Annotated in this window: 10 protein-coding genes; 4 read left to right on the top strand and 6 right to left on the bottom strand. The window is 70.1% G+C overall.

Annotation, left to right across the window (positions count from 1 at the left end):
* Positions 1-28 precede the first annotated feature (28 nt).
* The 4 genes from K206_RS0120075 to K206_RS0120060 are packed head-to-tail and all read right to left on the bottom strand — an operon-like array spanning position 29 to position 4,467.
* A complete protein-coding gene (locus K206_RS0120075; protein ID WP_020204184.1) occupies positions 29-673 on the bottom strand; it encodes an OmpA family protein in 645 nt (214 codons plus the stop codon).
* 11 nt (positions 674-684) lie between these two features.
* Positions 685-2,238, bottom strand: coding sequence for a hypothetical protein (locus K206_RS40960; RefSeq protein WP_020204183.1), 1,554 nt, complete (start codon positions 2,236-2,238; stop codon positions 685-687).
* Positions 2,231-3,487, bottom strand: coding sequence for a hypothetical protein (locus tag K206_RS38805; RefSeq protein WP_020204182.1), 1,257 nt, complete (start codon positions 3,485-3,487; stop codon positions 2,231-2,233). The genes K206_RS40960 and K206_RS38805 overlap by 8 nt, the downstream gene beginning before the upstream one ends.
* A 17-nt stretch (positions 3,488-3,504) precedes the next feature.
* Positions 3,505-4,467, bottom strand: a complete 963-nt coding sequence (locus K206_RS0120060; protein WP_020204181.1) for an ATP-binding protein — start codon at positions 4,465-4,467, stop codon at positions 3,505-3,507.
* A gap of 276 nt (positions 4,468-4,743) precedes the next feature.
* Between K206_RS0120060 and K206_RS0120055 the strand changes: the two genes are divergently transcribed.
* On the top strand, positions 4,744-6,018 hold the full coding sequence (locus K206_RS0120055; RefSeq protein WP_020204180.1) for a DUF445 domain-containing protein: 1,275 nt from the start codon (positions 4,744-4,746) through the stop codon (positions 6,016-6,018).
* Positions 6,019-6,061: 43 nt separating this feature from the next.
* Here K206_RS0120055 and K206_RS0120050 read toward each other — a convergent pair whose 3' ends face one another.
* Positions 6,062-7,537, bottom strand: a complete 1,476-nt coding sequence (locus tag K206_RS0120050; protein WP_020204179.1) for a DUF2779 domain-containing protein — start codon at positions 7,535-7,537, stop codon at positions 6,062-6,064.
* Positions 7,538-7,705: 168 nt separating this feature from the next.
* Here K206_RS0120050 and K206_RS0120045 point away from each other — a divergent pair, with 168 nt between their 5' ends.
* Positions 7,706-9,334 carry a nuclease-related domain-containing protein gene (locus K206_RS0120045; RefSeq protein WP_020204178.1) on the top strand — a complete coding sequence of 543 codons (1,629 nt, stop codon included), beginning with the start codon at positions 7,706-7,708 and terminating at the stop codon, positions 9,332-9,334.
* A gap of 166 nt (positions 9,335-9,500) precedes the next feature.
* A complete protein-coding gene (locus tag K206_RS0120040) occupies positions 9,501-10,265 on the top strand; it encodes a hypothetical protein (RefSeq protein ID WP_020204177.1) in 765 nt (254 codons plus the stop codon).
* A gap of 4 nt (positions 10,266-10,269) precedes the next feature.
* On the opposite strand, the gene K206_RS38800 is transcribed toward K206_RS0120040, so the two are convergent.
* Positions 10,270-11,355: a YafY family protein gene (locus tag K206_RS38800; protein ID WP_020204176.1), complete on the bottom strand. Its 1,086-nt coding sequence runs from the start codon at positions 11,353-11,355 to the stop codon at positions 10,270-10,272.
* A gap of 131 nt (positions 11,356-11,486) precedes the next feature.
* Between K206_RS38800 and K206_RS0120030 the strand changes: the two genes are divergently transcribed.
* The gene (locus K206_RS0120030; RefSeq protein ID WP_020204175.1) at positions 11,487-11,816 is read left to right on the top strand and encodes a nucleotide pyrophosphohydrolase; all 330 of its coding nucleotides are present in this window, start codon (positions 11,487-11,489) and stop codon (positions 11,814-11,816) included.
* The last annotated feature ends 105 nt before the right edge of the window (positions 11,817-11,921 follow it).

The following is an 11,921-nucleotide window of genomic DNA, read 5'->3' as shown; positions in this document are numbered from 1 at the left end:
CGCCGCCCGCCTCGGCCCGCCGCGCGGCTCAGCCGTTCTGCTGCGCGACGAAGCGGACTTCCACGCGCCGGTTGCGCGCGTCCTCGGGCGGCACGTTCGCGAGCGGATGCGAGTCGCCGAAGCCGGCCACCACCACGCGCTTGGCGACCTGCGCGTCGAGCTTGCCGATCAGCAGGCGCCGGGCCTCGCGCGCGCGGGCGGCCGACAGCGTGTAGTTGTCGTCGTAGACCGTGCAGAAGTGGCTGAAGTCGGTGACGGGGCGGGCGACCTGCAGGTTGTCGGTGTGCCCCTCGACGTAGATCTGGCCGCCCGGCATGCTGTCGAGGTAGGCCGAGATCTTGTCCTCGACCTGCGCGAACGCCGCCCTGGCCTCCGGCGTGATGCAGGCGCTGCCGCGCGCGAACACGTTGTCGCGCAGGACCACCTTGCCGGCCTGCGCGTCGATCGACACCAGCCCCTCGGCGCCCTGCTGCGCGAACGCGGCCTTCATGTCCTGCAGCATCTGCGCGATATGCTTGCGCTGCGCCGCCGAGCCCTGCTCCATCTCGGCCTTGTGACGCACGTCGGCATATTGCTTCTGCACCACCGACAGCACCAGCAGCAGCATCACCACCGCCATCACGCCGGCCATCAGGTCGGCGATGGCCACCCATTCATTCGGCTTCTCTTTCATGGCGTGCGGCTTCAGGCGTCGGCGCGGCCGCCGCGCGCGCGGCGCTCGCTCGCGGGCGGCTTCGTCATCTGGATCACGGCGGTGTCGAGCCGGTTGTCGATGCTGTGCAGCGCCGCCAGCATGTCGCGGCGGGTACGGTCGTCCTTGTTCGCCGTGGCGGCCTGCCTGATCGTCGCGGCGGCGGCTTCGAGCGTGCCGGTGACGTTCTGGCTGACGTCGGCGATCCGTTCGTAGTGCCCGCCAAGCTCGGCGGTGCGGCGCACGCTCTCGGACACGGACTTGAGCCCGGAGACGATCTTCTCGCGCAGGTCCTCCACGAGATTGGTCATGGCCTGCACGTTGACGTTGAGCGTGTCGCTGGACTCGACGAAGATGCCGTGCGCCTTCTGCTGCGTCGACAGCGACTGGCCGACGGCCGCCTCGACGGACTTCAGGGTGGTGTCGACGCTCGTCGACAGCGTCGTGATGGAGCGCGAGATGTCGCCGGTGGCGTCGGACATCTTCTCCGAGATGACCGCCATGTTCTCGGCGAAGCGGCCGGACATGTCGGCGATGGTCTGGCCGAGGTCGGACTTCATGTCGTCCAGGACTTCCGCCACGCTGACGCGGAACTCGGAGATCGCGGCCTGCAGCTCGGCGGTCGAGCGCCCGGCCATGACGGCGGCGCTGGCCATGTTCGCCGAGGCCTCCGCCATCGCCGTGATGTTGGCGGACACGCCGTCGACGAACGTCTCGATGGCGTGGCGCGTGGATTCGTTGTGGACCACCAGCTCGTCCATCTTCGCCAGTTGCTGCGTGCCCTGCGCGGTCTGTGCCTTCAGGCCCGCGCGCAGCGCCGCCAGCGCTTCGAGCTGCTGCGCGTGGCGCTGCGCGCCGTCCTGCGCCTGCTGCGCGGCGTTGTCACGCAGCACGGCGCCCAGCGCGCCGATGGCGTCGACCAGCTGCCGGTTGTCCGCGACCTGCAGCTCGCGGGCCTCCTTGCGCCGGCGGTCCACCTCGGTCTTCATCTTGCCGATGCACCAGTTCAGGCGGCGCTCCTCGAAGCCGTTGCGGCTGCAATAGATCTTCAGCGTCAGGAACGCCAGGATGCCCCAGGTCGACGTCTTGAACTTGGAACCGAGGCCGTGCATCATCGACATCAGGTTGTCCATCATGCTGTCCATGCCGCCGCTGCCGGTGGCCTGCGACAGGATCACGGACGCCTTGTCGAGCGCCAGGCCCAGGCCGACGAACGTCCCGAGCAGGCCCACGATCAGCAGCATGCCGGGCAGGATGTCGGCGAGCTTTTCCTGCGGCGTCGCCACGGCGGCGCTGAGGTCGTTGACGGAGCCGTGCTCGACGTCCAGCTGGCCGGCGTCGCTGCCCGCTTCATTGCCCGTTTCATTTCCCGCCTTGCCGTCGACCTCGCGGTGCCAGTTCCTCGCCCAGTTGTCGGGCGTCGCATGCCGGCGCACGCCGCGCCATGCATGGATCACCGCCACGAAGATGACGGTGAAAAAGCCGATCTGCAGCCACTCCGGCGGGAGGACCTGCGGCAGGATGAAGTGCAGGATCTGTTCAAGCACGGCTCTCGACCTCCAGTTCGCCGCTGCGCGCGCGGCACTCTTCCTCGAAGATGTTGGCGAAGTCGATGATCAGCATCTGCTGGTCTTCGTTCAGTGCCTCCCAGGCCTTGCCGTTCTGCGCGCAGTCGATCAGGATCGTCCCGACCTCGCTGCCCTGGCGCAGCAGGTAGGCGCGGTCCTCGCTGGCGAGTTGCTCCTCGCTCTTCTCCAGCATCTGCATGAAGCCTTCGCTGGCGTAGACGTAGTTGCGCCGCTCGCGGTTGCGCTTGGCCAGGCTGTCGGCCTGCGCCTTGAGCGCGGGCACGGTGGACTGGAGCTCGGCCAGCATGGCGGCCTCGTCGGGCGCGAGATCGCCGAGCTTCCGGGCGGTCTCCAGGCGGCGCAGCAGCACCTGCTCCCTGGCCAGGCGCTGGTTGTCCGCCTGCCACTGCTTCTCGTCGGCCTGCAGGGCGACGTCCCAGGCCTTGGTCAGTTCCTCGAACACGAACGGCAGCAGCTTCTTGCCGTGGCGCGCGGCGATGATGGCGTCGAGCCTGTCGGTGTCGGCCGCCGACAGCGTCGGCTCGGGCGCGATCAGGTCCGACGCGACCTTGACGAGGAAGACGTCGTCGGCCGAGATGTCGGCGATGTCGCGCGCTTTCTCCAGCTTGTGCTCGGCGGACCTGAGCAGCTTCTGCGTGGCGCGCAGGCGCAGGTAGTGGTCGAAGCTCTGCAGCTCGCCCGCTTCGAGCAGGTTGTCGACGCCGGCGGTGGCCAGCACGTAGTCGTTGACCAGCGCGGCGAGGTCGAGCCCGTGCCGCGCCGCCTCGGGCAGGCGCGAGCGCGCTTCCTCGAAGGTCTTCTTGTGCCGGCGGGCCTGCGCCTCTTCCTCGGTGTTCATCTTCTTGCGCAGCTCGCGCGCGCGCTGGATCGCCCAGTTGATGGCTTTCTCCAGCTTTTGCAGGACCGGGCTGTTCTCGAGCTTCATCAGCGCGGTCAGCGCGGTGTCGACCGCCACGATGGCGGCGCTGAGCCAGGGGAAGCCCGCATTCTTCGCCGCGGTCGCCGCCACCGCGAAGTACGGCTTGATCCGCTGCAGCACCGGGCGCACCTTGCGCCAGGTTTCCTTGACCGTGCCCACGAAGGTCTCGGCCTCGTCGGCCAGCCAGTCGATGGCCTTCACGGCGATGTTCCGCGCCGTGTCGTAGACGCTCCTGGCGGCCGAGACGAAGGCGCTCCCGACCGATCTTGCAAATGAAAACAGCCCCATGATTCCCTCTTTTCCTGTTAGTCGACGCCCAGCAGCCGCCGGGTCGTTGCGGAGTCGGCCGCGGGCCCGCGGCCGTGTTCCGGTGAACTGGCTACCTCGTCGCCGGCCTTGCGCACCTCGCCGATGGCGGCTTCGAGGTGCGCCAGCGCCAGGCCGGGCGGCTGGCCGTGCCGCTCGGCCTCGTGCAGCGCCTTGGGCAGCGCCAGCCGCATGCAGGTGCGGATCTCGCGGCCGGAGAAGCCGTCGCTGAGCGCGGCGCAGCGCGCCAGCAGGGGCTCGCGCGGGTCCCGCAGCGGGATGCCCGCGACCAGCATGCGCGACCACAGGCGCTGGCGCGCGTCGAGGTCGGGCAGGTCGAAGTGCACGTGATAGCCGATGCGGCTGCGGAACGCCTCGTCGTAGTTCTTGGCGAAGTTGGTGGCGAAGACCGCCACGCCGTCGAAGCGCTCCAGTTCGATCAGCAGCGTGGAGCGCATGGCGTTGACTTCGTTGTCCACGCCCTGCGTCACCGAGGACAGGCGCTTGCCGAGCAGGGTGTCGGCCTCGTCGAAGAACAGCAGCGCGCCGGCCGCACGCGCGGCGTCGAACGCGGCCTGGATGTTCTTCGCGGTCTCGCCCATGAACTTGCTTTCCAGCTCGGCGATGCCCAGCGACATGAACGGCAGGTCCAGCGTGCCCGCCAGGGCCTCGGCCGCGAGCGTCTTGCCGGTGCCGGGCGGGCCGTAGAAGTTGAGGATGGTGCTCAGGCCGAGCGGGTCCACGGCGCCGAAGTCCCAGTCGACGTAGATGGTCTTGCGGTGGCGCAGCTTGGTCAGGCATTCGGCAAGGCGCAGCGCCGTGGCGTCGGACAGGATGACGTCGGCGCCGAGCCGGAAGCGCGGCGCGCGCGCGGCGAAGCGCGCGCCGTCGTCCGGCGCGCCCGGGCGGGGGCCGCGTTCGGGCGCCGCCAGTCGCCCGCCCCCGGTGGTGTTCTCGTTCAAAGCGTGTTCCCCATGTATTGCGCGGCATCCGGGCGTGGCCCGCCCGCGCCGCCCGCGCCGGCCCCGGTTCTGCCGCCGGGGCGCGATGCGAACGTCAAGTGACCTACTATCGGCAGCGGCCCGCAAAAATGGAGTCCTGCTTTCGGGGGGATCGCGCCGGCTTCGCGGAAGTCTGTCCGCGTATCTGCGCATCGCGTGCGCAGATACGCGGACAGACTGTCCCGGCCCGTTCCGGGCAAGTTATCCTCCATCCACGTTTTGACTACCTCGCCACGCATGCAGCAAGACACTGAACTCCGCATCGCCAAGCGCAAGGCGCTGGCATTCCTGCTGTTCGCCTTCGCGGTCTTCATCGCCACCCTGTTCGTGCCGCACGGCTTCGCCGCCGGCTGGGTGCGCGCCGCGTCGGAGGCCGCGATGGTCGGCGGGCTGGCCGACTGGTTCGCGGTGGCGGCGCTGTTCCGCCGCATTCCGCTGCCGGGGCTGGCCGGGCACACCAACATCGTCGCGCGCAAGAAGGACGACATCGCCGACGGCCTCGCCGCCTTCGTGCGCGACAAGTTCCTCGACGTGCCGTCGGTGGTCGCGCTGATCGACCGGCACAATCCCGCGCAGGCAGTGGCGCAATGGCTGGCCGCGCCCGGCAACACGCGCGAGATCGGCGACGTGGTGGCGAAGGTGGCCGGCACCGCGCTGGACCTGATGGACGAGCGGGACATCCAGGCCGCGATCCGCCACGCGGCGCACGCCATGATCGGCAAGGTGGACCTGTCGCGCTCGGCCGCCACCATCCTCGAGAGCCTGACCGAGAACGGCCGCCACCAGGCGCTGCTCGACGCCTCGCTGGCGCAGCTGATCCGGTTGCTCAACGAGCCCGGCACGCGCGCGTTCATCGCCGAGCGCATCGTGGAGTGGCTCAAGAGCGAGCATCCGAAGAAGGAGCGGATCCTGCCCACGGAGTGGATCGGCAGCAACGGCGCCGACCTCGTCGCCGCGGCGCTGGGCCGCGTGCTGGGGCAGGTGGAGGCGGACACCACGCACCAGTTGCGCCGCGCGTTCGACGACGCCGTGGCCACGCTGATCGCGCGCCTCAAGGACGACCCGGCCTTTCACGCCCGGGCCGACCGGATCCGGCAGCAGCTCCAGGGCGACAGCGCGCTCAACGCCTATCTCGGCGGCCTGTGGGCGGACTGGCGCGGCTGGCTCAAGCAGGACCTCGCGCGCGCGGATTCCGTGGTCCACCGCAAGGTCATGGAAGCCGGCCACTGGATCGGCGCCGAGCTGGCGCGCAGCCCGTCGCTGCGCGCCTCGCTCAACGACCATCTGCGCGAAGCCGCGCGCGGCATGGCGCCGGACTTCGCGGAATTCGTCACGCGCCATATCAGCAGCACCGTGCGCGGCTGGGACGCGCGCGAGATGGCGCGCCAGATCGAGCTCAGCGTGGGGCGCGACCTGCAGTACATCCGCATGAACGGCACGCTGGTGGGCGGGCTGATCGGCGCGGTGCTGTACCTGGTCGCGCAGATGCCGGCGCTGCTCGGCCGCCTGTGAATGCGGTGAGCGCGATGAGCGCGATGAGCGTGGCCGGCGCGCCCTAGCCCGCCGTGTCGCCGCGGCCCGTGAAGAACCGCCAGAGCCGGATCATGGCCAGCGTGTCGAGGCCGCAGTAGTCCGTGAGCTGCCGCTCGATCTGCGCCTTGCGCGCGGGCGCGGTGCCGGGCGCGATGGCTTCCTGGTAGGCGCTCATGGCCATGCCGCCGTCCTGCACGCCGTCCAGCGCGTCGTAGCGCAGGTCGGGCGCGATGGCCGGCAGCACCTTCTTGATGCTCCAGCTGCCCTGCTGGTCCGGGTGGTAGTAGTGCTGCTGGGCAACCGGGAGCAGGTCCACCACGCGCGCGCAGATGGCCAGCAGCGGCGCTTCCAGCGCCGCAAAGCGCGCGGCGAGCTCGCGCATGCGCGCGGTCTCGAAGGCGGCGTTGTAGACGAAGACCGGGCCGGCCTGCCCGCAGCCGGCCACCAGCGCCCGCGCGAACGCGAGCGAGGGATCGTCGCCGGACAGGTCGAGGAACGACCGGTGCTCCAGCTTGCCCGTGCGCGACAGCCGGTGCAGGCTGAACTGGAACGGCAGCTGCTGGTACGGCCGCGTGCCGGGCCAGACCGGCACCGCGAACTGGATCGTCTCGAAGTCCAGGAAAAAGGCCGGCAGCTTGTGCGCGGCGAGCTCGGCCGCGGCGCCGGCGGCGTCGAAGAAGACCTCGCCGGACAGCGTGTGCGCCTTCACGCGGCGCTGCCGGTCGTTGAGCAGGCGGTCCGGCACGTCGCGCATGTCGGCCACGCCGTCCTCTTCGATCAGCGCCTTGAGCGCCCTGGCCTGGATGCGGGGCAGCCACCGCACCGGATACTGCGCCGCCGGCTCCTGGCCGCGGCAATGGTCGAGGAAGCCGCATTCGTAGGGCGTGGCGCAGTGCCGGCCGGTGGCCTGCTCCGGCTCGCCGGCCTGCGCGGCGACGGCCTGCGCCTGCGCGATCCAGCCCTGGACCTCGCCGGCGCGCGCGAAGGCCTGTTCGGAGACGTCGGCCTCGGCCAGCAGGCCGCGGTAGTCGCCGCCGCCCGGATAGACCCACTGGCTGTCGATGTGCGCCAGCGCGATGCCGCTGAGCGGCACGCCCGCGCGCGTGGCCACGAAGGCCTGCACGGCGGTGTCGTCGAGGTGGTAGTCCTTCACGCTGGTGGATGACTTGACCTCGACCATGCGCCAGGTGCGCGCCGCGCCGGCGCCGTCCGGCAGCATGACGTCGGCGAACGCCAGCGCGCCCTCGGCGCGAAAGCCCGCCTCGAACACCGGCGCCGCGCTGCCGAGCAGGTCCTGGCTGCGCGCGAAGGCGGCCTCGAAGCCTTCCGCCTGCGCATCCACCAGCGCGCCGGTGCCGCGCGGGTCATAGAGCCGGCGCGCGATCTCGCCGACCTGGTGCCCGATCGCGAAGCTTGCCTCGGTCGCGGCCGAATCGCTGCGCAGCGCCGGGCGGTGGATTTCCAGCCAGAGCCGCTTCGGGCATTGCCGGAAGGCCATCAGTTTGGATTTCGATAATAAGCGCATGGTCTTTCTGTCTTGTCGTGCCGGCGGGGGACGCCGCCTTTGTGCTGCCATCGTGCCGCCATTGTGCCGCACGCCGCGATGGCTGCGTGGCGGCCGCTCGGGTATTCTCGTGCTCTTTCCAAGAGACGACGGAGCATTCCCGTGGCGCGCATCATTCCCGACGGCTGGGAAACCCTGGAGGCCAGCGGCCCCGCCCAGCGCGAGCTGGAGACGCTCGCGGTGCTGGCGGCCGGGCTGCCGGACGGCTATACGGTCTACCACTCGGTGCACTGGACCAACGTGGCGCACGTGCACGCCATCTACGGCGAGATCGATTTCGTGGTGGTGAACCGCGCGGGGCAGCTGCTCATCATCGAGCAGAAGAGCGGCTTCCTCGACGAGACGCCCGAGGGGCTGGTCAAGCACTACGGCACGCGCTCGCGCGTGGTCTCGGTGCAGATGGGCCGCACCGCGGACGGCCTGCGCGGCAAGCTGATGCGCAGCCTGGGCGGCCAGCCGGTGTTCATCGAGCACCTGCTGTACTGCCCGGACTACACGGTGCGCAATCCGGTCACGGCGGGGCTGTCGCCGCAGCGCATCGTCGACGCGGGCCGGCGCGCGCAGCTGTGCGCCATCATCCGGGCGATCCTGCCGCCGGGCGAGGACGCGCCGGTGGCCGAGCGGATCCATCGCTTCCTGTGCGACACCATCGAGCTCGACACCGACGTCAGCGCGCTGATCGGCCAGGCGCGCACGCTGGTGACGCGCGTGTCCGGCGGCCTGTCGCACTGGGCGCGGCAGCTCGACATCGAGCCGTTCCGCCTGCGCGTGACCGGCACCGCGGGCTCGGGCAAGACCCAGCTCGCGCTGGCCGAGTACCGCGACGCGATCGCGCGCGGGCGGCGCCCGCTCTACGTCTGCTTCAACCGCCCGCTGGCCGACCACTTCGCGCGCATCGCGCCGCCGGGCGGGCTGGCCTGCACGTTCCACATGCTGTGCGAAGCGCTGCTGCGCCATCACGGCGGCGTGCCGGACTTCACGCAGCCCGATGCGTTCACGAAGCTGGTGGACGACGTGGCGCGGCTCGCGGTGCCCGGCGAATTCGTCTTCGACACGCTGATCGTGGACGAAGGCCAGGACTTCGCGCCGCACTGGCGCGACCTCGTGCTGCGGCACGCGGGCCCGGCGGCGCGCGCGCTGTGGCTGGAAGACCCGATGCAGAACCTGTACGGCCACCCGCCGGCCGAGCTGCCGGGCTGGGTGCGCCTGCGCGCGCGCAGCAACTTCCGCAGCCCGCGCCCGGTGGTGAAGCTGCTGCAGCCGCTGCTGCCGCCCGAGGTGGAGATCGAGGCCACCGCGCCGATCGCCGCGGCGGAGGTGGAGTTCCTGGTGTACCGGGACCATGAGCTGCTCGACCGCGTCAAGGACGGCCTGCGCCTGTGCTACTCCGACGGCTTCCGGCAGGAGGACGTGGTGCTGCTGAGCTACCGCGGGCGCGACAATTCCCGCCTGCTCGGCTACGACCAGCTCGGCCCGAACCGGCTGCGCTCGTTTACCGGCGCCTACGACGCGCAGGGCCAGCCGGTCTACTCGCAGGGCGACGTGCTGGCGGAATCGGTGTTCCGCTTCAAGGGACAGTCCGCGCCCGCCATCGTGTTCGCCGAGATCGATTTCGAGACGCTCGGCGAGAAGGAGATCCGCCGGCTGTTCGTCGGCGCGACGCGGGCGACGATGAAGCTGGTGCTGGTGCTGTCCGAGCGCGCGGCGGGTTTGCTGTACGACCGGCTGTAGGTTCTCCGGGGCGGCGCGGGAGGGGCGCGGGAGAGGCTGGGGAGAGCGGGCACGGCGTCCCGTTGCCCGCCTCCCGCGACAGATTGCATGCCGGTGCCGCATCTGCGCACCGGATGCGCAGATGCGTGGCGACACTGCACTCCTCGGCAGAACAGGAGGGCAAGCCATGCAATTCGTCACGATTCCCGGAACCGTTTCCGGCACCGCCATCGCCACCTCGCAGGCCCGGCCGCAGCGCGTGCTGCTGCGCCGCTGGGGCTTCTCCGAGCAGGAGGCCGCGGGCCTGCTGCTCGACCTGCCGTCGCTGGAGGGCCGGCTGGCGTGGACGCTGGACGAGCAGGCCCGGCCGCGGCCCGACCTGGTCATCCACCTCGTGGATGCCACGCGCCTAAGCGGCGTGTTCGGCGGCGCGCGCTGGAACGCGATGGGCCCGGTCGACGCCATGCGCCGCGCGCGCCGGCGCGGCACCAGCGAGATCGCCCTGGTGCTGGGCTCGGCCCAGCACCTGCCGCCCGAGCGCGACGGCTGCTGGGTGCTGGCCGGCGAGCGCAGCCTGGCCGCGGCGCTGGACATCCTCGCGCGCACCGCCATCGAGCCGCTGCTGGCGCCCGGCGCGGGCCGGCGCACGGGGTTTCACGAGCTGGCGTCGATGAACGCGCTGTGCGTGCTGGCGCGCGAGCAGGAGCAGGACCGCGAGGCCCTGTCCCGGCGCATCGTCTCGGTCCTGTGGACGGCGGTCGAACGCTCGTACTCGATGCCCGCGCGCCTGCTGGTGGCCGCGCAGACGCACGTGATGGACCACGTGGACTCGTTCAACCCGAACCTGCTGCAGCGCATCCGCGCGCACCGGCGCGACACCGGCTCGCTCGACCTCGCGGCCGACATCACCATCGCCTATCCGTGGCCGGCGCCGTGCGTGCCGGCGCTATGACGCCCTATGTCCCCGACGCCTCCGGCGCCCCCGATGCGAGCGCGTCCGCGTAGGCGCGGCACGCCTGCGACAGGTTCCCGGCGATCTCCCTGCGCAGATGCGCCGGCGACAGGATCTCGACGCGGGCCGAGCGCTCCATCAGCAGGTTGCGGAATTCGACCGAGGGAATGACCGTGGCGGTGAGGCGGAAGCCGCCCTCCTCCTCGACGATCTCCTGGTCGTCGGCCAGCTTCTGCTCGCGGAACAGGTTCTTGATCTCGCCGTCTTCCCTGACGCGCAGTTCCACGCGCACCGGCGCCTCGGGGAAGAACGAGAAGAACTGGTTGTGCAGGACGTAGGCGTCCAGGTCGAAGTCCGGGTCGGCCCTGCCGGCCACCTCGGTGCAGGTGGCCTGGACGAAGCGGTCCAGCCGCAGCTGGTAGCGCTTGAAGCTGCCGTCGCTGCGCTCGCGGCTCGCCACCAGGTAAAGCACCGGCCCGCGCTCGACCAGCGCCAGCGGCACCACGTTGAACGCGGCAGGCTCCTCGCTGTCGAGCCGGGAATTGCGGTAGCAGACCGACAGGACCTGGGTGGCATAGAGCGCGCGCCGCACGGCGTTGAGGATGTCCTCGCGGATCGGCGGCGAGCGCAGCGGATAACCGGCGTCGATGCGCACCGTCTTGGCCGCCCACGCGCGCGCGGTGGCCAGCGCCGGGTCCACCGGGCTTTCCTGCAGCACCCTGGCGGCGCCGACGAAATAATCCTCGAGCTGGCTGATGACGTGGCTCGGGAGATGATTGGGCGCATGCCGCTGCAGCGTGAGCAGCGCGATGGCCAGCTCCAGCGGCGGCCGGCGCGCCGTGCCCGAGACCGCCTTCTTGCCGGTGCGCCACCATTTCTTGTCGCGCGAGCGCCCTTCCTTGCCGACCAGGCCTTCCTCGCACAGGCGGTCCAGCGCGCGGATCACGGTGTCGCGCCCCGGCGCCTGCTCGCCATACTTCGCCTGCACGCGGGACAGCAGCTCCCCGGAGAAGATGCGCGCCTCCGCCTGGGGAGGCATGCAGGACAGGATATCGCTTTCGAGCCGTGGCCAGTTTGCCGAGGTCGCCATCTGAACTTGTCGCCTGTTTTATTTTTTCGGGAGGCGCTATCGTAGCGGATCTGCGCACGGCTTGCGCAGAAGCCATGCTAAGCGCGGCACCGTGGTTCAATAGCGTTCGTTCCATTGCATCGCAGACCATCATGACCCTGATCGACACCAAGAACCTCCAGCGCGCCGCGCACGAATTCGGCGAAGCCCGCGGCTGGGGGAAATACCACAGCCCCAAGAACCTGGCGATGGCGCTGAGCGTGGAAGCGGCCGAGCTGGTGGAGATTTTCCAGTGGAAGACCGAGGAGGAATCGCGCGGGATCATGGCGACCGACGAGCGGGAGCATGTGGAGCAGGAGCTGGCGGATATTGCGATTTATCTGTCGCAGTTGCTGAATGTGTTGGGGGTGGATCTGGATGCGGCGGTGAAGGCGAAGATGGTGGTGAATGCGGGGAAGTATCCGGTGCCGGGAGGGGAATAGGATTGGGGGGGTATTTGATTTCTTTAGAGTCGGCTTTGACTTCGGCTTCAAGGGATTTGGCTTCGAAGTCGGCTGCTTAACGTTAAAGTCAAAGTCAAAGTCAAA

Source organism: Cupriavidus sp. WS, assembly GCF_000395345.1.
GTDB lineage: Bacteria > Pseudomonadota > Gammaproteobacteria > Burkholderiales > Burkholderiaceae > Cupriavidus > Cupriavidus basilensis_B.
The sequence above is the reverse complement of the archived record's forward strand: the minus strand, read 5'-3'. Positions and strand labels throughout refer to the sequence as shown.